13 protein-coding genes are annotated in these 22,168 nt (G+C 71.0%); 10 read left to right on the top strand and 3 right to left on the bottom strand.

What is annotated here, in order from left to right:
* Nucleotides 1-260 precede the first annotated feature (260 nt).
* From A6P39_RS13300 to A6P39_RS13255, 10 genes are all read left to right on the top strand, one after another.
* Nucleotides 261-5,666 carry a HAMP domain-containing protein gene (locus tag A6P39_RS13300; RefSeq protein WP_275883854.1) on the top strand — a complete coding sequence of 1,802 codons (5,406 nt, stop codon included), beginning with the start codon at nucleotides 261-263 and terminating at the stop codon, nucleotides 5,664-5,666.
* A gap of 298 nt (nucleotides 5,667-5,964) precedes the next feature.
* Complete coding sequence (locus A6P39_RS13295) at nucleotides 5,965-6,645, top strand: response regulator (protein WP_067053218.1); 681 nt, start codon at nucleotides 5,965-5,967, stop codon at nucleotides 6,643-6,645.
* 124 nt (nucleotides 6,646-6,769) lie between these two features.
* Nucleotides 6,770-9,532 (top strand): DNA translocase FtsK, encoded by a 2,763-nt coding sequence (locus tag A6P39_RS13290; RefSeq protein WP_199840966.1) that lies wholly within the window; start codon nucleotides 6,770-6,772, stop codon nucleotides 9,530-9,532.
* Nucleotides 9,533-9,812: 280 nt separating this feature from the next.
* Entirely contained in the window at nucleotides 9,813-10,652 is an 840-nt protein-coding gene (locus A6P39_RS13285) for a helix-turn-helix domain-containing protein (RefSeq protein WP_067053221.1), read from the top strand.
* Nucleotides 10,653-10,749: 97 nt separating this feature from the next.
* On the top strand, nucleotides 10,750-12,222 hold the full coding sequence (rimO, locus tag A6P39_RS13280) for a 30S ribosomal protein S12 methylthiotransferase RimO (RefSeq protein ID WP_067053224.1): 1,473 nt from the start codon (nucleotides 10,750-10,752) through the stop codon (nucleotides 12,220-12,222).
* Nucleotides 12,219-12,983, top strand: coding sequence for a CDP-diacylglycerol--glycerol-3-phosphate 3-phosphatidyltransferase (pgsA, locus tag A6P39_RS13275; protein ID WP_067053227.1), 765 nt, complete (start codon nucleotides 12,219-12,221; stop codon nucleotides 12,981-12,983). Before rimO ends, pgsA begins: the two co-directional genes overlap by 4 nt.
* A complete protein-coding gene (locus A6P39_RS13270) occupies nucleotides 12,980-13,525 on the top strand; it encodes a CinA family protein (protein ID WP_067053230.1) in 546 nt (181 codons plus the stop codon). Before pgsA ends, A6P39_RS13270 begins: the two co-directional genes overlap by 4 nt.
* Nucleotides 13,526-13,634: 109 nt before the next feature.
* Nucleotides 13,635-14,009: a helix-turn-helix domain-containing protein gene (locus A6P39_RS13265; protein ID WP_067053233.1), complete on the top strand. Its 375-nt coding sequence runs from the start codon at nucleotides 13,635-13,637 to the stop codon at nucleotides 14,007-14,009.
* Between the two features lie 219 nt (nucleotides 14,010-14,228).
* Nucleotides 14,229-14,699 carry a Dps family protein gene (locus A6P39_RS13260; protein ID WP_067053237.1) on the top strand — a complete coding sequence of 157 codons (471 nt, stop codon included), beginning with the start codon at nucleotides 14,229-14,231 and terminating at the stop codon, nucleotides 14,697-14,699.
* A 146-nt stretch (nucleotides 14,700-14,845) separates the two neighbouring features.
* Entirely contained in the window at nucleotides 14,846-15,124 is a 279-nt protein-coding gene (locus tag A6P39_RS13255; RefSeq protein ID WP_443053064.1) for a hypothetical protein, read from the top strand.
* Here the strand turns inward: A6P39_RS13255 and A6P39_RS13250 are convergent.
* From A6P39_RS13250 to A6P39_RS13240, 3 genes are all read right to left on the bottom strand, one after another.
* Nucleotides 15,072-15,836: an SDR family NAD(P)-dependent oxidoreductase gene (locus tag A6P39_RS13250; RefSeq protein WP_067053240.1), complete on the bottom strand. Its 765-nt coding sequence runs from the start codon at nucleotides 15,834-15,836 to the stop codon at nucleotides 15,072-15,074. The genes A6P39_RS13255 and A6P39_RS13250 overlap by 53 nt on opposite strands.
* Nucleotides 15,837-16,009: 173 nt before the next feature.
* Nucleotides 16,010-16,855, bottom strand: coding sequence for an Fpg/Nei family DNA glycosylase (locus A6P39_RS13245; protein ID WP_067053243.1), 846 nt, complete (start codon nucleotides 16,853-16,855; stop codon nucleotides 16,010-16,012).
* A gap of 45 nt (nucleotides 16,856-16,900) precedes the next feature.
* Nucleotides 16,901-21,880: an ATP-dependent helicase gene (locus tag A6P39_RS13240; protein WP_067053246.1), complete on the bottom strand. Its 4,980-nt coding sequence runs from the start codon at nucleotides 21,878-21,880 to the stop codon at nucleotides 16,901-16,903.
* Nucleotides 21,881-22,168: the final 288 nt, after the last annotated feature.

The raw sequence follows: 22,168 nt of genomic DNA, 5'->3' as shown, positions 1-22,168 counted from the left end.
GGGCGATGTGCGAAGCTGCCGAACTGTTATGGCCTGGTTCGGCCTGGGTGAAACACTGGGCAAGCTTCTGATGAAGGTCGGGTCAGGCTGCGTGTGTTCCGTGTACGGCGGGCAGCAGCCTCTGGTGTGGCCGGATCTCGTCTGGCAGAAATACGCAGCAGTAACGGGTACGCGGAAGCATCAGGTATGCCGGGCACCGGCACACCGGGCGGAAGCGGCAGAGCACGACAGTAGCGGTCTACCCCTCCGGGAGGGACACAGTGGAGTCTGGCGCGGCGACGCGTGGCACGAAGACGCGCGCGAAAGGCGGACCGTCCCTGGGCAGGAACGGCGGCACCACCGCCGTGGACACGGCTGCCCTGAACCGGCTGCTGGCGGCTCTCGTCTCGATGCGCGACGGGAACTTCCGTAAGCGGCTCACCGTGTCGGGGGACGGCGTGATGTCCGAGATCGCGGCCGTTTTCAACGAGGTCGCCGACCGGAACATGCATCTGACCGGTGAGCTGTCCCGTGTCCGGCGCATGGTGGGGCGTGAGGGAAAACTCACGGAGCGGCTGGAGACGGGGGCCTGCGAGGGCTCCTGGGCGACCGCCATCGACGCCTCCAACGCGCTGGTCGACGATCTCGTCTGGCCGGTGTCGGAGGTCAGCCGGGTGCTGACGGCGGTGGCCGAGGGTGATCTGTCGCCCCGGATGGAGCTGCGCACGCAGGCGCCGGACGACGGCACCGGGCACCCGCTGCGGGGCGAGTTCCTGAAGGTCGGCCGTACCGTCAACAATCTAGTGGACCAGCTGTCGACGTTCACGGACGAGGTCACGCGCGTGGCCAGCGAGGTCGGCACCGAGGGCAAGCTCGGCGGACAGGCCCGGGTGCGCGGTATGTCGGGTTCGTGGAAGGACCTGACCGAGTCCGTCAACACCATGGCGAACCGGCTGACCGCGCAGGTGCGCGACATCGCGCTGGTCACGACGGCGGTCGCGCGCGGTGACCTGTCACGCAAGGTCACCGTGCATGTGGCCGGCGAGATGCTGGAGCTGAAGAACACCGTCAACACGATGGTGGAGCAGCTGTCGTCCTTCTCCGTGGAGGTGACCCGGGTCGCCCGTGAGGTGGGCACCGAGGGCATCCTGGGCGGTCAGGCGCAGGTGCCCGGGGTGGCCGGCGTGTGGAAGGAGCTGACCGACTCCGTCAACACGATGGCGGGCAACCTGACCGCGCAGGTGCGGGGGATCTCGCAGGTCACGACCGCTGTCGCCAACGGTGACCTGTCCCAGAAGGTGACGGTTCCGGCGCGCGGCGAGGTCGCGCAGCTGGCCGAGACGATCAACCAGATGACCGAGACGCTGCGGATCTTCGCGGACGAGGTCACGCGCGTGGCGAACGAGGTCGGCGGGGAGGGACGGCTCGGCGGGCAGGCGAACGTGCCGGGCGCGGCCGGTACGTGGAAGGACCTGACGGACTCCGTCAACACGGTGTTCCGGAACCTGACCACGCAGGTGCGTGACATCGCCACCGTGACGACCGCCGTGGCCAGCGGTGATCTGTCGCAGAAGGTCACGGTCGACGTGGCGGGCGAGATGCTGGAGCTGAAGAACACCGTCAACGGGATGGTGGACCACGATGGTGGACCAGCTGTCGCCCAGGTGCCGGGCGCGGCCGGTGCCTGGAAGGACTTGACCGACTCCGTCAACACTGCATTCCGCAACCTCACCGGCCAGGTGCGCAACATCGCCCAGGTGACCACGGCGGTGGCCAACGGCGACCTCTCGCAGAAGGTCACCGTGGACGTCTCCGGCGAGATGCTCCAGCTGAAGAACACCGTGAACACGATGGTGGACCAGCTGTCGAGCTTCGCCGACCAGGTCACGCGGATGGCCCGGGACGTGGGCACGGAGGGCCGCCTCGGCGGTCAGGCCCGGGTGGACGGCGTGTCGGGCACGTGGAAGGAGCTGACGGACTCCGTCAACTTCATGGCCGGCAACCTGACCTCCCAGGTACGGCAGATCGCCCAGGTGACGACTGCGGTGGCGCGCGGTGACCTGTCCCAGAAGATCGACGTTGACGCGCGCGGCGAGATTCTTGAGCTGAAGAACACGATCAACACGATGGTTGATCAGCTGTCCGCCTTCGCCGACCAGGTGACCCGGGTGGCCCGGGACGTGGGTACCGAGGGCCGCCTCGGCGGTCAGGCGCAGGTGCCGGGTGTCGCGGGTGTGTGGCGGGACCTGACCGACTCCGTGAACGGCATGGCCGGCAACCTCACCGCCCAGGTGCGCAACATCGCCCAGGTGGCCACCGCCGTGGCCCGTGGTGACCTCTCCCAGAAGATCACCGTGGACGCGCGCGGGGAGATCCTGGAGCTGAAGAACACCCTGAACACGATGGTGGACCAGCTGTCGTCGTTCGCGGAGGAGGTCACCCGGGTGGCCCGTGAGGTGGGCACGGAGGGCATCCTCGGCGGTCAGGCCGAGGTGCAGGGTGTCTCCGGCACCTGGAAGGACCTCACGCAGTCCGTGAACTTCATGGCGAACAACCTGACCATCCAGGTGCGCAACATCGCGGAGGTCACGACAGGGGTGGCCAAGGGCGACCTGTCGAAGAAGATCACTGTTGACGCCAAGGGCGAGATCCTTGAGCTGGTCACGACGGTCAACACCATGGTTGATCAACTGTCCAGCTTCGCCGAGCAGGTGACCCGGGTGGCCCGTGAGGTGGGCACCGAGGGCATCCTGGGCGGCCAGGCCCACGTGCCGGGCGTCACCGGCATCTGGAAGGACCTGAGCAACAACGTCAACCTGATGGCCAACAACCTGACCATGCAGGTGCGCAACATCTCCCAGGTGTCCGCGGCCGTCGCCAACGGTGACCTGACGCGGCAGGTGACCATCGAGGCGCGTGGTGAGGTCGCGCAGCTCGCCGACACCATCAACACGATGGTGAAGACGCTGAGTTCGTTCGCCGACCAGGTCACCAAGGTCGCCCGCGAGGTGGGCACGGACGGCATCCTGGGCGGCCAGGCGCACGTCCCCGGTGTGGCCGGTACCTGGAAGGACCTCACCGAGTCCGTGAACCAGATGGCGTCCAACCTGACCGGCCAGGTGCGCAACATCGCCATGGTCACCACGGCCATCGCCAAGGGCGACCTGACGAAGAAGATCGACATTGACGCCCGCGGTGAGATCCTTGAGCTGAAGACGACGATCAACACCATGGTTGATCAGCTCTCGAGCTTCGCCGAGGAGGTCACCCGGGTGGCCCGTGAGGTGGGCACCGAGGGACAGCTCGGCGGCCAGGCACGCGTGCGTGACGTCGACGGCACCTGGCGGGACCTGACGGAATCCGTGAACGAGATGGCCGGGAACCTGACCCGGCAGGTGCGTGCCATCGCGCGCGTGGCGACCGCGGTGACCCGGGGCGACCTGAACCTGAAGATCGATGTGGACGCGTCCGGCGAGATCCAGGAACTGCAGGACTACATCAACAAGATGATCGCCAACCTGCGCGACACCACGATCGCCAACAAGGAGCAGGACTGGCTCAAGGGCAACCTGGCCCGGATCTCCGCCCTGATGCAGGGCCGCCGCGACCTGGAGGACGTCGCCTCGCTGATCATGAGCGAGCTGACTCCGGTGGTGTCCGCGCAGCACGGTGCGTTCTTCCTGGCGCTGCCGATGGTCGAGGGCAAGGGCGTGGGCAACGGCGAGGACAACTACGAGCTGCGGATGCTGGGTTCGTACGGCTACTCGATGGGCTCCATGCCGACGTCGTTCAGGCCCGGAGAGGCGCTGGTCGGCACGGCCGCCCAGGAGAAGCGCACGATCCTGGTGGAGAACGCGCCCAGCGGCTATCTGAAGATCTCCTCCGGGCTCGGCGAGGCCCCGCCCGCCCAGGTGATCGTGCTCCCGGTGCTGTTCGAGGGCAAGGTGCTCGGCGTGATCGAGCTGGCCTCCTTCACGCCGTTCACCCAGATCCAGAAGGACTTCCTCAACCAGATCGCCGAGATGATCGCGACCAGCGTCAACACGATCTCGGTCAACACCAAGACCGAGAAGCTGCTGAAGCAGTCGCAGGAGCTGACCGAGCAACTGCGCGAGCGGTCGGCCGAGTTGGAGAACCGCCAGAAGGCGCTGCAGGCCTCCAACGCCGAACTGGAGGAGAAGGCCGAGCTGCTGGCCCGGCAGAACCGAGACATCGAGGTGAAGAACACCGAGATCGAGGAGGCCCGGCAGGTCCTGGAGGAGCGCGCCGAGCAGCTCGCGGTGTCGATGCGCTACAAGAGCGAGTTCCTCGCCAACATGTCGCACGAGCTGCGCACCCCGCTCAACTCGCTGCTGATCCTGGCCAAGCTGCTCGCCGACAACGCCGAGGGCAACCTGTCGCCGAAGCAGGTCGAGTTCGCCGAGACCATCCACGGTGCCGGCTCCGACCTGCTGCAGCTGATCAACGACATCCTCGACCTGTCGAAGGTCGAGGCGGGCAAGATGGACGTCTCCCCGACGCGTATCGCGCTCGTCCAGCTCGTGGACTACGTGGAGGCCACCTTCCGGCCGCTGACCGCGGAGAAGGGCCTGGACCTGTCCGTGCGGGTCTCCCCGGAGCTGCCCGCGACCCTGCACACCGACGAGCAGCGGCTGCTGCAGGTGCTGCGTAACCTGCTGTCGAACGCGGTGAAGTTCACCGACTCCGGCTCGGTGGAGCTGGTGATCCGGCCGGCCGGCGCGGACGTACCGGTGGGCGTCCGGGAGCAGTTGCTGGAGGCCGGTTCGCTGACCGACCCGGACGGCCCGCTGATCGCCTTCTCGGTGACCGACACGGGCATCGGCATCGCGGCCAGCAAGATGCGGGTGATCTTCGAGGCGTTCAAGCAGGCGGACGGCACGACCAGCCGCAAGTACGGCGGCACCGGCCTCGGCCTGTCGATCTCCCGGGAGATCGCGCAGCTGCTCGGCGGTGAGATCCACGCGCAGAGCGAGCCGGGCCGGGGCTCGACATTCACGCTCTACCTGCCGCTGCACCCGAGCGAACTGCCGCCGCAGGGCTACCAGCAGTCCGTGCCCCCGCTGGAGGCCGGTGAGCTGCTCGCCTCCGAGGCCGGGACGTCCTCCGAGCTGTCCGCCGTGGAGATCGAGACCCCGGCCGAGGTGAAGTCGTACCGGGAGACGCAGAACGGGCCCGCGGCGCTCTTCCGGCGCCGGCGCCGGAGCCTGCCGCAGGGCGAGCCGCGGCCCGAGCAGTGGACGGCGGCCCCCGAGCAGGAGGGCGAACCGCACTTCGCGCGCGGAGTGCGGTTCGGCGGGGAGAAGGTGCTGATCGTCGACGACGACATCCGCAACGTCTTCGCACTGACCAGCGTGCTGGAGCAGCACGGGCTGTCGGTGCTGTACGCCGAGAACGGCCGCGAGGGCATCGAGGTGCTCGAGCAGCACGACGACGTGGCGGTCGTGCTGATGGACATCATGATGCCGGAGATGGACGGCTACGCGACGACCACGGCGATCCGCAGGATGCCGCAGTTCGCCGGGCTGCCGATCATCGCGCTGACGGCGAAGGCGATGAAGGGCGACCGGGAGAAGGCGATCGAGTCGGGCGCCTCGGACTATGTGACCAAGCCGGTCGACCCGGATCACCTGCTGGCCGTGATGCAGCAGTGGATGGCCGGCCGGTGACGGCCACGGCGAGCCGGGACGTGAACACCCGGGAACCTCCGGCGGGCCTCGGGAGTTGCCCATGTGAGACGGCTGCGAACGTACGGATCAAGGGGCGCCGCGCACGTATGGGAATGTGGGATTCCGGGAACCATCCGGTCTCCCGCCGCGTTTCTGTTACGTGCACAGTGACATCGCGGTGACAGGGTGTGGCGACGGGCGGGGTGCGGCTACGATGACCGGCACAAGGACGGGCGGCGAAAGGGAGTCGTCCCCTGGGGCGGCGCCCGGTGTACCGCCGGGGCGAGGAGGGCGGGCCATGGTGCAGAAGGCCAAGATCCTCCTGGTCGATGACCGGCCGGAGAATCTGCTGGCGCTGGAGGCGATCCTCTCGGCGCTCGATCAGACGCTGGTGCGGGCATCGTCCGGGGAGGAAGCGCTCAAGGCACTGCTCACGGACGATTTCGCGGTCATTCTGCTGGATGTCCAGATGCCGGGCATGGACGGATTCGAGACCGCCGCGCACATCAAGCGGCGCGAGCGGACCCGGGACATCCCGATCATCTTCCTCACGGCGATCAACCACGGCCCCCACCACACCTTCCGGGGCTACGCGGCAGGCGCTGTGGACTACATCTCCAAGCCGTTCGACCCGTGGGTGCTGCGTGCGAAGGTCTCGGTCTTCGTCGAGCTGTACATGAAGAACTGCCAGCTGCGCGAGCAGGCGGCGCTGCTGCGGCTGCAGTTGGAGGGCGGCGGCAAGGGAGCGGTCGGCGGCAAGGAGCCGGCCGGGCTGCTCGCCGAGCTGTCCGCGCGGCTCGCGGCCGTCGAGGAGCAGGCCGAGGCGCTGTCCAAGCAGCTGGACGACGATTCGGCGGATGCGGCCGCGGTGGCCACGGCGGCCCATCTGGAGCGCAAACTCACCGGGTTGCGCCGCGCGCTGGACGCCCTGGAACCGGGTGCCGGAGCCGGTGGTTCATCGGTGCCGGCGCAGAACTGACGTAGGCCCGTGCGGCGGTTGCCCATGAGCGTGCGTCAGTTCCGGGCCACCGCAAGGGCGACACGATCGGGTGAAGCTGTGGGCACACGTGTCCGCTGTCGTCTCCCCCGGTAACCTCACACCCATGGCCTCACGTCCCTCCGCAGCCAAGAAGCAGCCCGCGAAGAAGGCGGCCGCTCCCGCGAAGGCTCCGGCGAAGAAGGCCGCAGCAAAGAAGGCGGCGGCCAAGAAGGCGCCCGCCAGGAAGGCCCCGGCCAAGAAGGCCGCGCCGAAGCCGGCACCCAGCCCGACCGGCGGTGTGTACCGACTGGTGCGCGCCCTCTGGCTCGGTCTCGCGCACGCGATCGGTGCCGTCTTCCGAGGCATAGGGCAGGGTGCGAAGAACCTCGACCCGGCCCACCGCAAGGACGGCGTCGCGCTGCTGCTGTTCGGCATCGCGCTGATCGTCGCCGCCGGCACCTGGGCCGACCTCAAGGGCCCGGTCGGCGACCTCGTGGCGATCCTCGTCACCGGCGCCTTCGGCCGGCTCGACCTGCTCGTGCCGATACTGCTCGCGGTGATCGCCGTACGGTTCATCCGGCACCCGGAGCAGCCGGAGGCCAACGGTCGGATCGTGATCGGTCTGTCCGCGCTCGTCATCGGCGTGCTCGGGCAGGTTCACATCGCCTGCGGCTCGCCCGCGCGCAGCGACGGCATGCAGGCGATAAGGGACGCCGGCGGCCTCATCGGCTGGGCGGCGGCGACCCCGCTGACGTACACCATGACCGACGTGCTCGCCGTGCCCCTGCTGGTGCTGCTGACGATCTTCGGACTGCTCGTGGTGACCGCGACCCCGGTCAACGCCATTCCGCAGCGGCTGCGGGCGCTCGGCGTGCGCCTGGGCGTACTCCACGACCACGAGGGCGAGGAGTACGGGGAGTACACCGACGACGACGAGCGCTACGACGAGCAGTGGCGTGAGGCGCTGCCCGCGCGCCCCCGCAGGCGCTCGAGCGCCTCCAAGGCGTACGACCCCGACAGCGCCGAGCAGGAGGCCCTCTCGCAGCGCCGCGGCCGCCCCAGGCGCTCCGCGGTGCCCCAGCCGGATCCGCAGCGCCAGATGGACGCCGTGGACGTCGCCGCGGCCGCAGCCGCGGCACTGGACGGCGCGGTGCTGCACGGCATGCCGCCGTCCCCCCTGGTCGCCGACCTCACCCAGGGAGTCGGCATCGGGGGGCGCGAAGAGACCACTCCGGTGCCCACCCCCACGCCCGAGCCCGAGCCCGCGCCGGCTCCCGCGCCCTCGGCCGTGCCGGCCGCGCGCCCCAAGCAGGAGAAGCTCCAGGCCGGGATGGTCCCCGACCTGACCAAAAAGGCCCCCGAGGAGGCACGCGACCTGCCCCCGCGCGCGGAGCAGCTCCAGCTCTCCGGGGACATCACCTACGCACTGCCGTCCCTGGACCTCCTCACGCGCGGCGGCCCCGGCAAGGCGCGCAGCGAGGCCAACGACGCGGTCGTCGCCTCGCTCACCCAGGTCTTCACCGAGTTCAAGGTCGACGCGGCCGTCACCGGCTTCACCCGCGGCCCCACGGTCACCCGCTACGAGGTGGAGCTGGGCCCCGCCGTGAAGGTCGAGCGCATCACCGCCCTGACCAAGAACATCGCGTACGCGGTCGCCAGCCCGGACGTGCGGATCATCAGCCCCATCCCCGGCAAGTCCGCGGTGGGCATCGAGATCCCGAACACCGACCGGGAGATGGTCAACCTCGGCGACGTGCTGCGGCTCGCGGAGTCCGCCGAGGACGACGACCCGATGCTGGTCGCCTTCGGCAAGGACGTCGAGGGCGGGTACGTCATGCACTCGCTGGCGAAGATGCCGCACATGCTGGTCGCCGGCGCGACCGGCTCCGGCAAGTCGTCCTGCATCAACTGCCTGATCACCTCGGTCATGATGCGGGCGACCCCCGAGGACGTCCGGATGATCCTGGTCGACCCCAAGCGCGTCGAGCTGACCGCGTACGAGGGCATCCCGCACCTGATCACGCCGATCATCACCAACCCCAAACGGGCCGCCGAGGCGCTGCAGTGGGTCGTGCGCGAGATGGACCTGCGCTACGACGACCTCGCGGCCTACGGCTACCGGCACATCGACGACTTCAACCAGGCCATCCGCGAGGGCAAGGTCAAGCCGCCCGAGGGCAGCGAACGCGAGCTGCAGCCGTATCCGTACCTGCTGGTGATCGTGGACGAGCTGGCTGACCTGATGATGGTCGCGCCGCGCGACGTCGAGGACGCGATCGTGCGCATCACGCAGCTCGCGCGCGCGGCCGGCATCCATCTGGTGCTCGCCACCCAGCGTCCCTCGGTCGACGTGGTCACCGGTCTGATCAAGGCCAATGTGCCCTCCCGGCTGGCCTTCGCCACCTCCTCGCTCGCCGACTCCCGGGTCATCCTCGACCAGCCGGGCGCCGAGAAGCTGATCGGCAAGGGCGACGGGCTGTTCCTGCCCATGGGTGCCAACAAGCCGACCCGTATGCAGGGCGCGTTCGTCACCGAGGCCGAGGTCGCGGTCGTCGTACAGCACTGCAAGGACCAGATGGCGCCGGTCTTCCGGGACGACGTCACGGTGGGCACCAAGCAGAAGAAGGAGATCGACGAGGACATCGGCGACGATCTCGACCTGTTGTGCCAGGCGGCCGAACTGGTCGTCTCCACGCAGTTCGGGTCGACGTCCATGCTCCAGCGCAAGCTGCGTGTCGGTTTCGCCAAGGCCGGGCGGCTCATGGACCTCATGGAGTCCCGCAACATCGTGGGGCCGAGCGAGGGCTCCAAGGCACGTGACGTTCTTGTGAAGCCTGATGAGCTGGACGGCGTGCTCGCGCTGATCCGCGGGGAGTCTGACGGGTAGGGCGAAGGGCCGTCCGGCGGACGCCGGTTAAGCCGGGTGGCGTCATCGTCCGTGATCCACCCGTTAGAGATCGGGGAGCAACCGTTTCCCTCTGTCGTACGTCCAGTTGAGCGAAAGGACAGATAGGCGTCCCACCATGGGGTACCTGCCTGTCGAACCATAAGAATGTCCGGCCATTCCTATGATGTACAAAGTCCCACCGCCCGGTTGCCCCACCCTTTCGTACCCCCCCTAGACTGAGCTTCCAGCACAGGTGGCTACACGCTCGAAAGGCGCCCCCGTGTCCATCGGCAACTCCCCTGAAGACGAGCGTCCGTTCTCAGACGAGTCCCAGGAAGCCCGTGTCCCCGTGGGCCGCGCGCTCCAGCAGGCGCGGATCGCGGCCGGGCTCACCGTGGACGATGTCAGCAGTGCCACTCGTGTCCGTATCGCCATCGTGCACGCCATCGAGGCGGACGATTTCGGTCCCTGCGGCGGTGACGTGTACGCGCGCGGGCACATCCGCACGCTGGCCAAGGCCGTCCGGCTCGATCCCGCGCCCCTGATCGCCCAGTACGACGCCGAGCACGGCGGCCGTCCCGCGCCCACCCCGGCGGCGCCGCTCTTCGAGGCGGAGCGGATCCGCCCCGAGCGGCGCGGGCCGAACTGGACCGCGGCCATGGTCGCCGCGATCGTCGTCGTGATCGGTTTCGTCGGCTTCACCGCGATCAAGGGCGGCAGCGGCGGAAACGACTCCAAGGCACAGGTCGCCGAGGGCGCGACGGCCACCACCAAGTCCGCCTCGCCCACGCCGACCAAGGGCAAGCCCGCCGCGCCCAGCACCGCGCCCTCCGACAGCGCCATCGCCGCGGCGCCCCAGGACAAGGTGACCGTGCAGATCAGCGCGCCGAACGGACGCAGCTGGATCTCGGCCAAGGACCACAACGGCCGGATGCTCTTCGACGGGCTGCTGAAGAAGGGCGACTCCAAGACCTTCCAGGACAGCTCCAAGATCAACCTGATCCTCGGCGACGCCGGCGCGATCGAGCTGTACGTCAACGGCAAGAAGATCGACGACAACTTCCAGCCGGGCCAGGTGGAGCGCCTCACCTACACGAAGGGCGACCCGGTCGCGGGCTGAGGAGCCCTTCGGGAAGACCGCGTGTGTGACGGGGTCGGCCAAGATCGGCCAACCCCGTCGACGTGGGCTGTCAGTGAGACAAAGTAGTCTTGAGCCCATGCCTGAACGCCGTACCGTCGCACTCGTCACTCTCGGCTGTGCCCGTAACGAGGTGGACTCCGAGGAGCTCGCAGGCCGTTTGGAGGCGGACGGCTGGCAGCTCGTCGAGGACGCCGCGGACGCCGACGTCGCCGTGGTCAACACCTGTGGCTTCGTCGAGGCCGCGAAGAAGGACTCCGTCGACGCCCTCCTCGAGGCCAACGATCTCAAGGACCACGGAAGAACCCAGGCCGTGGTGGCGGTGGGCTGCATGGCCGAGCGGTACGGCAAGGAGCTGGCCGAGGCGCTGCCCGAGGCCGACGGCGTGCTCGGCTTCGACGACTACGCGGACATCTCCGACCGCCTGCAGACCATCCTGTCCGGCGGCATCCACGCCGCCCACACCCCGCGCGACCGCCGCAAGCTGCTGCCGATCAGCCCGGCCGAGCGACAGGAATCGGCCTCCGCCGTCGCGCTGCCCGGCCACGGCCCCGCCGACCTCCCCGAGGGCGTTGCGCCCTCCTCCGGCCCCCGTGCGCCGCTGCGCCGCCGGCTGGACGGCTCCCCGGTCGCCTCGGTCAAGCTCGCCTCCGGCTGCGACCGGCGCTGCTCCTTCTGCGCCATCCCCTCCTTCCGCGGCTCCTTCATCTCACGCCGCCCGAGCGACGTGCTGAACGAGACGCGCTGGCTGGCCGAACAGGGCGTGAAGGAGATCATGCTGGTCTCCGAGAACAACACCTCCTACGGCAAGGACCTGGGCGACATCCGTCTGCTGGAGTCCCTGCTGCCGGAGCTGGCCGAGGTCGACGGCATCGAGCGGGTGCGGGTGAGCTATCTGCAGCCGGCCGAGATGCGCCCGGGACTCATCGACGTCCTGACCTCGACGCCCAAGGTCGTGCCGTACTTCGACCTGTCCTTCCAGCACTCCGCGCCCGACGTGCTGCGTGCCATGCGCCGCTTCGGCGACACCGACCGCTTCCTGGAGCTGCTCGACACGATCCGCTCCAAGGCCCCCGAAGCCGGCGTGCGCTCCAACTTCATCGTGGGCTTCCCCGGCGAGAGCGAGGCCGATCTGGCCGAGCTGGAGCGCTTCCTGACCGGCGCCCGCCTGGACGCCATCGGTGTCTTCGGCTACTCCGACGAGGAGGGCACGGAGGCGGCGACGTACGGGAACAAGCTGGACGAGGACGTCGTGGCCGCGCGGCTGGCCCGGGTGTCCCGGCTGGCCGAGGAACTCGTCTCGCAGCGCGCCGAGGAGCGTGTCGGCCAGACCGTGCGTGTCCTGGTCGAGTCCGTCGACGAGGAAGAGGGCGTGTACGGCCGTGCCGCGCACCAGGCGCCCGAGACCGACGGCCAGGTGCTGCTCACGAGCGGCGAAGGCCTGAGCGTCGGACGTATGGTCGAGGCGAAGGTGGTCGGTACGGAAGGTGTCGACCTGGTGGCCGAGCCGCTGACCGGCTCGCTCGCGTGTAGTGAGGAGGCGGACAGATGACCGGAGTCCCGGCATCCGCCGCGGGCGGCTCCTCCGGCGCGCACGGCGCACGGGGTTCCGCCGCCGCTGCCGACGGCGCCCGGTCCGAGGTCTCCGGTTCTGCTCCAGGTCCCGACAACGGCAGCGGGGGCAAGCCCCCGCGCGGCGGGAAGATCACGGCCGCGGCCGTCAACCAGGCCAGCGTCTGGAACGTCGCCAATCTGCTGACCATGCTCCGGCTGGTCCTGGTGCCCGGCTTCGTGGCGCTGATGCTGGCGAACGGCGGCTACGACCCGGCCTGGCGCTCGCTGGCCTGGGCGGCCTTCGCCGTCGCCATGATCACCGACCTGTTCGACGGACACCTGGCGCGCACCTACAACCTGGTCACCGACTTCGGGAAGATCGCCGACCCCATCGCCGACAAGGCGATCATGGGGGCGGCGCTCATCTGTCTGTCGGCCCTGGGTGATCTGCCGTGGTGGGTGACGGCGGTGATCCTCGGCCGGGAACTCGGCATCACGCTGCTGCGTTTTCTGGTCATTCGCTACGGCGTGATCCCCGCGAGCCGGGGCGGCAAGCTCAAGACGCTCACTCAGGGCGTCGCCGTCGGGATGTATGTCCTGGCACTGACGGGGTGGCTGGCCACTTTGAGGTTCTGGGTGATGGCTGTGGCGGTCGTCCTCACCGTCGTCACCGGCCTCGACTACGTAAGACAAGCCATTGTGCTGCGCCGCCGGGGAATCGCCGAGCGCGCGGCGGCGTTGGAGGATGAGGAAGCGTGAGTTCCACGGCCACCGAACTGGTGCGACTACTGACTGTGAGGGGCGAGACCCTCGCCGTCGCCGAGTCGCTCACCGGTGGCCTGGTGGCGGCGGAGATCACGGCAGTGCCCGGAGCGTCCAAGGTGTTCCGGGGCTCGGTGACCGCCTACGCCACGGAACTGAAGCACGAGCTGCTGGGCGTCGACGCCGCGCTGCTGGCGCGGCAGGGAGCGGTGGATCCGCAGGTCGCGGCTCAGATGGCGGTCGGAGTACGGAAGGCTCTGGGTGCCGACTGGGGCATTGCGACCACCGGAGTCGCCGGCCCCGACCCACAGGACGGCCGGCCCGTCGGGACGGTTTTCGTGGCCGTCGACGGGCCCTTCACCGACGGCTCTGGTTCTGCCGGTGGCGGAAAAGTGGAGGCTCTGCGGTTGAACGGCAGCCGTGCGGAAATCCGTATGGAGAGTGTACGGAGCGTACTCGCAAGTCTCCTGGAGCAGCTTGCGGGCGAACAGACTGGGAATGAGCGGGCACAGGATACGGAACGGAACGGGGGGTTTTGATGTTTGCAGCCCTGAGTGAACACGACATCGCTCCCCGCACGGCCGCGGCGCGAGGCGGTACGGTGGGGCGAGAAGGATGCGGCTACGCGGTCCGAGGAGGGAGCCACCGATGATTCTGCTCCGTCGCCTGCTGGGTGACGTGCTGCGTCGGCAGCGCCAACGCCAGGGCCGTACTCTGCGCGAAGTCTCCTCGTCCGCCCGAGTCTCACTCGGCTATCTCTCCGAGGTGGAGCGGGGGCAGAAGGAGGCTTCCTCCGAACTGCTCGCCGCCATCTGCGTCGCGCTGGACGTACGGATGTCGGAACTCATGCGAGAAGTGAGCGACGAGCTGGCGCTCGCCGAGCTGGCCCAGTCCGCCGCGGCCTCCGAGCCTGTCCCCACGCCGGTCCGGCCGATGCTGGGTTCGGTTTCGGTGACCGGTGTGCCACCGGAACGGGTGACCATCAAGGCGCCCGCGGAGGCTGTGGACGTGGTCGCCGCGTGAGGTTCACGCGCGCGGCCTGACGATCCGGTACGAGTGAAGCCCCGGCCGGCTGCTCCAGGGAAACCCTGGGGGAGCCTGCCGGGGCTTTTCCGTTCCCGGCGCGAGGCCCTGCCGGGTCTGCACCCGGGTGTCCGTCCGGTTATGCGTCCGTTTGCCGGGTCTGTGCGCTGCGGTCATGGTGGAGGGACGTGACGGCGCCGAAACACCGGAGGAAAACGGATGTACGTCGTGAAGAGCCCGTTGGCCGACGCGGATCTGAAGACCGTGTCCGAGGCGCTGCAGGGCGCCCTCCTGGACCTGGTGGACCTGTCGCTGGTCGCCAAGCAGATCCACTGGAACGTCGTCGGGCCCCGTTTCCGGTCCATCCACCTCCAGCTCGACGAGGTCGTCGCCTCCGCGCGCGCCCATTCCGACACGGTGGCCGAGCGGGCTTCCGCGCTGGGGGTCCCGCCCGACGGGCGCGCCGCCACGGTGGCCTCCGGCAGCGGTATCGGTACCACTCCCGCGGGCTGGATCAAGGACGGGGACGCGGTCGGGACCATGGTGGACGCGCTCGGCGCGGTGATCACCCGGATGAGGGAGCGGGTGGACGCGACCGGGAAGCCGGATCCGGTCTCCCAGGACATCTTCATCGGGATCACCGCGGATCTGGAGAAGCACCACTGGATGTTCCAGGCGGAGAACGCGTAAACCAACCGGCCGGGGCTGGTCGCCCTGCGCTGGGTGGTCGCCCGGCGCTGAGCGTGCCGTCCGGGACGCTGCATCGGTGAGCCCTCAGTGCGCCTCCCGCGCCGGGCGGGCGGCGGTCTAGCGTCCCGCAGGAGGTGGTGGCGGCCATGGTGGCGCGGATGGTGCGCTGGACGCTCGGGCTGGGGCTCACAGCCGTGTGGTGGTGGGCCGTGCTGCGACTCGCCCTGGGGCAGGGCTCGGGTGTGCTGGAAGGGGCCGTCGCGGCCGGTGGGTGGGGGCTGAGCGTGCTGCCGGTGCACTGTGTGCCCGAGCGGCGGGCGACCGGGGCGCTGCCGACGGGACGCTGGGCGGCCGCCTGGCGGACCGGGGGCGTCACCAGGGCATCGCGACACCCCCGTTCGGGCGAAGTATCTGACCCGTCGTGAACGCCGAGGCGTCCGACGCCAGATACAGCACCGCGTGGGCGACATCGTCCGGCTCGCCGACCCGGCCGAGGGGCGCCATCCGGGCCATCATGCCCTCGGTGTGCGCCTGCGCCTCGCGGTCGTGGCGCTCGGTCATGGGGGTGCGGATCCAGCCCGGTGCGACCGCGTTGACCCGGATGCCGTGCCGGCCGACCTCCGTGGCCAGGGTCCTGGTCAGCTGGACCACGGCCGCCTTCGCCGCGCCGTAGCAGAGCAGCCCCGGCCCGCCCGTGTCGACCGCGCCGGACGCCATCGTCACGATGCTGCCCCGGGTGTCCCGGGCGAGCATCAGGCGCGCCGCCTCCTGACAGGCGTACAGCACGCCCTTGAAGTTCACGTTCAGCACCCGGTCGAGATCCTCGTCGCGGGTCTCCAGAACGGGGCTGCTGTGCATGATCCCGGCGATCGCCGCCATCACGTCCAGGCGCTCGCAGGAGCGGACGGCCTCGGCGAGCCGGGCCCGGTCCGTGACGTCCAGGACGTGCACAAGGACCGTACCGCCGCGGTCCTTTGCCAACGCGGCCGTGCCGTGCAGGCCGTCAGCGTCCCGGTCGGCACAGTGCACCGTCGCGCCCGCCTCCGCGAGCAGGACGGCGCAGGCCCGGCCGATACCGCCGGCGGCTCCGGTGACGAACGCGGTGCGTCCGGTGAGGTCGTACGCCGTGAGGGGCATGAAACGACCGTACGAGCGTATCTGACGGATCGTCAATCAGGTCGTGGGGATCGGACTTGGGCGGGGTACCGGGGCGGGACGGGACCCGGTCGGCCGCGGTGGCGGCCGGCCCGGGCTCCGGCATGGGGCGGCCCGGTCGCTCGGCTGGGTGGGGGCGGGGTGCGGGTGTGGCGTCAGCCGGGGCGGCGGGGACGGGGCTCACGCCGGCGTTGAGCTGTGCCGGGGGCCGGCGCGGGGCCCGTCTGGCAGGCGGGGCACCAGTAGGTGGGGCGGTCCCGGGAGCCGTCGCCCTGGTCGGCCATGCGGACCGGGGTGTGACAGCGCAGGCAGGGGCGGGATGCGCGGCCGTAGACGAACAGGTCGTGCCGGTGCAGGCCCGTGGTCTGGCGGACCGGGCGGTCGCGGTTCGCCTCCAGCAGCTTCTGGGCGAGCGGCGGCAGCTTCTCGGCGCGGTCGGCGGGCAGGGCGCCGACGGGCAGCCAGGGAGTCGCACCGAGCAGGAAGCACAGCTCGCTCTTGTAGATGTTGCCGATACCGGCCAGATTGCGCTGGTCGAGCAGGGCCTCGCCGAGTGGGCGTGCGGGGTCGGCGAGGAGGTTGGCCAGAGCGCGCTCGGCGTCCCAGTCCGGGCCGAGCAGATCGGGGCCGAGGTGGCCGACCGCCCGTTCCTCCTCGATCGTGCGCAGCAGCTCCAGGACCTGAAGGCGGTAGCCCACGGCCGTGCGGTCGGCGGTGCCCAGGACCGCCCGGATCTGGTGCGCCGGCCCGCCCCGCCAGCGCTCACCCGTGCCGTACACCTTCCACGCCCCCTCCATCCGCAGATGGGTGTGGAGGGTCAGGCCGCCCTCGAACCGGGTGAGCAGATGCTTGCCGCGCGGGATCGTGCCGAGCACCGTACGACCGGTGAGGTCGACCGTCGCGTACTTCGGCACCCGGAAGTCGCTGACGGTCAGCGCCTTGCCCGCGAGGGCCTCGTGCAGCCGCCGCGCGGCCTGCCAGACCGTGTCACCTTCGGGCATGCGTCCAGGGTGCCACGGCAGGGCGGGGCGGGAGCGCGGCCGCCGTCAGGGTCTCAGGCGCAGGCCGCGCGGTGTCGCCACGAAGCCCGCTCCTTCCAGCACGGCGCCCATCGGGGAGGTCAGCGCCTGGGCGCCGTTGATCCGCTCGACCGTGACCGTGCCGAGCGAGCCCGCGCGGGCCGCCGCGGCCAGGGCCTCGGCGGCCGTCCGGAGGCGGGGGTCCTCCGGCGCGGGGGTGTCCGGCGTGGCGGGCCAGCCCAGCAGCGTCTTGCCGCCGCGTTCCATGTACAGCGTCAGCTCGCCCTCCACGAGGACGACCAGCGAGCCCGCCTTGCGGCCCGGTTTGTGTCCGGCTCCGGTGGGTGACTCCGGCCAGGAGAGGGCCGCGCCGTAGGCGTTGGCGGGGTCGGCCGCGGCGAGGACGACGGCACGCGGGTCGGGGTCCGGTGCGCCGGTACGACCGCTGCCGTGGCGCCGGTTCGCCTGGGAGCCGTACGCCGGGCCGCCTGCTCCTCGGGGGCCGCCGTAGCCGGCGGAGGCGAAGGGGTCGGCGAGGTCGCGCGGGGAGACGTAGTCACCGGGGGCGGGCGGCAGGTCCGCCGGGGGCCAGGTGAAGTCGCCGTCGAGGCCGGGGTGGGCGAATCCGCCGTCCGAGCCGTCGAAGGAGCCGGAAAGGGTGTGACCGTGCGGCCCGCTGTCGCCGCCGAAGCCGTTCGGGAACCCGGGGAAGCCGTTCTGGAGGGAGCCGTTCCGGTGGGCGGGGGAGGGGGGCAGGCCCTCGCTCCGGTCGCGTGCGTTGGACACCGCGCGGAGGCGGTCCACCGCGCCGTCCATGGCGAACTGGGCCGCGCCCAGGCCCTCGACCACGTATCCGCGCCGGGCCTGGCCGCTCTCCTCGAAGGCGGACAACACGCGGTACACGGCGGAGAATCCGCCCTCGACGCCCTCCGCCGCGACCGCCCCGCGCGTGACCACGCCGTGCCGGTCCAGGAGGGTTCGGGCCCGCGCGTGGGCCCGCACGGTGGCGTCCGGCTCGGCCACGGGCAGCAGCGACCAGCGGCCGGCGACGGTCGGCGGGCCCGAGCGGGAGGCGGGGCGGGCGGCGGCCGTCAGGGAGCCGTAACGCCCGCGCGGGACGGCCCGCTTGGCGCGGTGGGCCGTGGATCCGGCTGTGCGGCCGGACCCGAGGAGCGAGCGCATCGGGGCGAGGGTGTCGTTGGTGAGCCGCCCCGACCAGGCCAGGTCCCAGAGCGCGTCGGCCAGTTGAGGATCGGTGACGTCGGGATGGGTGGTGGCCCGCACCTGGTCGGCGATCTGGCGGAAGAACAGGCCGTAGCCGCCACAGAGCGCGTCCAGGACGCACTGGTGGAGCGCGGTCAGCTCCAGGGGGTGCGGCGGCGGGAGGAGCAGCGGGGCCGCGTCCGCCAGATAGAGGGAGACCCAGCCGTCCTTGCCGGGCAGGGCGCCTGCTCCGGCCCACACCACCTCACCGGCGGCGGTCAGTTCGTCGAGCATCGCGGGCGTGTAGTTCGCCACGCGGGAGGGCAGGACCAGCTTCTCCAGCGCGGAGGCGGGCACGGATGCGCCCTGCAACTGCTCGACGGCGCGCACCAGTCCGTCGATGCCGCGCAGCCCGTGGCCCTTGCCGATGTGCTGCCACTGCGGCAGGAACTGGGCGAGCGCGGCGGGTGGGACGGGCTCCAGCTCGTGCCGCAGCGCGGCCAGCGAGCGGCGGCGCAGGCGGCGCAGTACGGCCGCGTCGCACCACTCCTGGCCGATGCCCGCCGGGTGGAACTCGCCCTGGACGACCCGGCCGCCCGCCGCGAGCCGGTGCAGGGCGCCCTCGGTGACCGCCACGCCCAGGCCGAAGCGTGCCGCCGCCGTGGCCGACGTGAACGGGCCGTGGGTACGGGCGTAGCGGGCGAGGAGGTCGCCGAGCGGGTCCTTGACCGGCTCGGTGAAGGCCTCGGGCACCCCGACCGGCAGCGCCGTGCCGAGCGCGTCGCGCAGCCGCCCCGCGTCCTCGACGGCCGCCCAGTGATCGGCGCCGGCGACGCGGACCCTGATGGCCCGGCGCGCCCCGGCCAGCTCCCGCACCCAGTGCGGATCCGCACCGCGTGCGACCAGCTCGGCGTCGGTCAGCGGGCCGAGCAGCCGCAGCACGTCGGCCACCCCCTCCACGTCCTTGACCCGGCGGTCCTCGGCGAGCCACTGCAGCTCGCGCTCCAGCTCGGTCAGCACCTCGGCGTCGAGCAGTTCGCGCAGTTCCGCCTGGCCCAGCAACTCGGCCAGCAGCCGGGAGTCCAGGGACAGTGCGGCGGCACGGCGCTCGGCGAGCGGGGAGTCGCCCTCGTACAGGAACTGGGCGACGTACCCGAAGAGGAGGGAGCGGGCGAAGGGGGACGGCTCGGTCGTGGTGACCTCGACCAGGCGTACCTTGCGGGACTCGATGTCGCCCATCAGCTCGACGAGCCCAGGGACGTCGAAGACGTCCTGGAGGCACTCGCGGACCGCCTCCAGGACGATCGGGAACGAGCCGAACTCGCTGGCCACCTGGAGCAGTTGGGCCGCACGCTGGCGCTGCTGCCACAAAGGGGTGCGCTTTCCGGGATTGCGGCGCGGCAGCAGCAGCGCGCGGGCGGCACACTCGCGGAACCGGGAGGCGAACAGTGCCGAGCCGCCCACCTGGTCGGTGACGATCTGGTCGACCTCGCCCTTGTCGAAGGCGACGTCCGCCGCGCCCACGGGAGCCTGTTCGCTGTCGTACTCCGTGCCGGCCTTCACCGGTGCCTGGTCGAGCAGGTCCAGGCCCATCAGGTCGGCGTCGGGCAGGCGCAGCACGATGCCGTCGTCGGCGTGCATGACCTGCGCGTCCATGCCGTACCGCTCGGACAGCCGGGCGCCGAGCGCCAGGGCCCAGGGGGCGTGGACCTGGGCGCCGAAGGGGGAGTGGACGACTACCCGCCAGTCGCCCAGCTCGTCGCGGAAGCGCTCCACGACGATCGTGCGGTCGTCCGGGACATGGCCGCAGGCCTCGCGCTGCTCGTCCAGGTACGACAGCACGTTGTCCGCCGCCCATGTGTCCAGGCCCGCCGCCAGCAGGCGGGGCCGGACGTCCTCCTTGGGCAGCGAGCCGACCTCGCGCAGGAACGCACCCACCGCGCGGCCCAGTTCGAGCGGGCGGCCCAGCTGGTCGCCCTTCCAGAAGGGGAGGCGGCCGGGCACGCCGGGCGCGGGGGAGACCAGGACGCGGTCGCGCGTGATGTCCTCGATGCGCCAGGAACTGGTGCCCAGGGTGAAGACGTCGCCCACCCGGGACTCGTACACCATCTCCTCGTCCAGTTCGCCGACCCGGCCGCCGCCCTTCTTGGGGTCGGAACCGGCGAGGAAGACCCCGAACAGGCCCCGGTCGGGGATCGTGCCGCCGGAGGTGACGGCGAGGCGCTGGGCGCCCGGGCGGCCGGTGATCTCGCCGGTCACGCGGTCCCACACCACGCGCGGGCGCAGCTCCGCGAACGCGTCCGACGGATAGCGGCCCGCGAGCATGTCGAGGACCGCCGTGAACGCCGACTCGGGCAGCGACGCGAAGGGGGCGGCGCGGCGGACCATGGCGAGCAGGTCGTCGAACTGCCAGGTGTCCAGCGCCGTCATCGCGACCAGCTGCTGGGCGAGCACGTCCAGCGGGTTCGCCGGCACCTTCAGGGACTCGATCGACCCCGAACGCATCCGCTCGGTGACCACGGCCGCCTGGACGAGGTCGCCGCGGTACTTGGGGAAGACGACGCCGGTGGACACGGCGCCCACCTGGTGGCCCGCGCGGCCGACACGCTGGAGGCCGGAGGCGACCGAGGGCGGGGACTCGACCTGGACGACGAGATCCACGGCGCCCATGTCGATGCCGAGTTCGAGGCTGGAGGTGGCGACCACCGCGGGCAGCCGGCCGGCCTTCAGGTCCTCCTCTACCAGGGCCCGCTGCTCCTTGGAGACCGAGCCGTGATGCGCGCGGGCGATCACCGGGGGCGCGCCCTGGGCCGCGCCCGAGCCGCCCATCAGCTGGGCGGGGGCGTGGTGCTCCGCCAGGGTCTCGCCGGTCGCGCGCTCGTACGCGATCTCGTTGAGCCGGTTGCACAGGCGCTCGGCCAGGCGCCGGGAGTTGGCGAACACGATCGTCGACCGGTGGGCCTGGACCAGATCGGCGATCCGCTCCTCCACATGCGGCCAGATCGACGGCCGCTCCCCGCCGTCGGCTGCGTCGGCCGCCGGGGAGCCGCCCAGCTCGCCCATGTCCTGGACCGGGACGACCACGGACAGGTCGAACTCCTTGCCGGACTCGGGCTGGACGATCTCCACTTTGCGGCGCGGTGACAGGTACCGGGCGACCTCGTCCACCGGGCGCACGGTCGCCGACAGGCCGATCCGGCGGGCCGGCCGCGGCAGCAGCTCGTCCAGACGCTCGAGGGAGAGTGCGAGGTGAGCGCCGCGCTTGGTGCCCGCGACCGCGTGCACCTCGTCCAGGATCACCGTCTCCACGCCCGTCAGCGCGTCGCGCGTGGCCGAGGTCAGCATCAGGAACAGCGACTCGGGGGTGGTGATGAGAATGTCCGGCGGGCGCGTGGACAGCGCTCGGCGCTCGGCGGCCGGGGTGTCGCCGGAGCGGATGCCCACCCTGACCTCGGGCTCGGGCAGGCCCAGGCGCACGGACTCCTGGCGGATGCCGGTCAGCGGGCTGCGCAGATTGCGCTCGACGTCGACCGCGAGGGCCTTCAGCGGTGACACGTACAGCACCCGGCAGCGTTTCTTCGGATCGGCCGGGTGCGGGGTCGAGGCCAGCTGGTCCAGGGCGGCGAGGAACGCGGCCAGTGTCTTGCCCGATCCGGTCGGCGCCACCACCAGCACGTCCGAGCCCGCCCCGATGGCCTGCCAGGCGCCCGCCTGGGCCGCGGTGGGCGAGGAGAACGCCCCCGTGAACCAGCCGCGGGTCGCGGGCGAGAAGCCGTCGAGGGCTCGGTGTGCGGAGCTGACCATGCGTCCATCCTGCACCCGACCACTGACAATCGCGCTGAGCTGCGCAAACGCCGTGTGCTGGACTGGCTGGGGCTGGGGCTGGGGCCGGGGCCGCGGGCCCGCGATCGGGTGCGAGCGGTGGGAAGCGGGCGGCCGGTGCGGCCGGCGGACGCGGTGGGCTCAGCAGAGCAGTCGCCGGAGTTGCCGACGGACGCGGCCTGCCCGGGTCGTGCAGCGGGACGATCAGCCGGTATCTCCCCGCGGTCCGGCACCCAGCGCCTCACCGCGCCAGGGGCTCGGGCCGCGGCC

Origin of the sequence: Streptomyces sp. FXJ1.172 (genome assembly GCF_001636945.3) — a bacterium.
Taxonomy (GTDB): Bacteria; Actinomycetota; Actinomycetes; order Streptomycetales; family Streptomycetaceae; genus Streptomyces.
This window is presented reverse-complemented; position numbering and strand designations above follow the sequence as displayed.

Bases quoted from the DNA above. Each gene is read 5' to 3' on its own strand.
- A6P39_RS13295 (WP_067053218.1), top strand. From the start codon at position 5,965: ATGGTGCAGAAGGCCAAGATCCTCCTGGTCGATGACCGGCCGGAGAAT.
- A6P39_RS13290 (WP_199840966.1), top strand. From the start codon at position 6,770: ATGGCCTCACGTCCCTCCGCAGCCAAGAAGCAGCCCGCGAAGAAGGCG.
- rimO (WP_067053224.1), top strand. From the start codon at position 10,750: ATGCCTGAACGCCGTACCGTCGCACTCGTCACTCTCGGCTGTGCCCGT.
- pgsA (WP_067053227.1), top strand. From the start codon at position 12,219: ATGACCGGAGTCCCGGCATCCGCCGCGGGCGGCTCCTCCGGCGCGCAC.
- A6P39_RS13265 (WP_067053233.1), top strand. From the start codon at position 13,635: ATGATTCTGCTCCGTCGCCTGCTGGGTGACGTGCTGCGTCGGCAGCGC.
- A6P39_RS13260 (WP_067053237.1), top strand. From the start codon at position 14,229: ATGTACGTCGTGAAGAGCCCGTTGGCCGACGCGGATCTGAAGACCGTG.
- A6P39_RS13255 (WP_443053064.1), top strand. From the start codon at position 14,846: ATGGTGGCGCGGATGGTGCGCTGGACGCTCGGGCTGGGGCTCACAGCC.
- A6P39_RS13250 (WP_067053240.1), bottom strand. From the start codon at position 15,836: ATGCCCCTCACGGCGTACGACCTCACCGGACGCACCGCGTTCGTCACC.
- A6P39_RS13245 (WP_067053243.1), bottom strand. From the start codon at position 16,855: ATGCCCGAAGGTGACACGGTCTGGCAGGCCGCGCGGCGGCTGCACGAG.
- A6P39_RS13240 (WP_067053246.1), bottom strand. From the start codon at position 21,880: ATGGTCAGCTCCGCACACCGAGCCCTCGACGGCTTCTCGCCCGCGACC.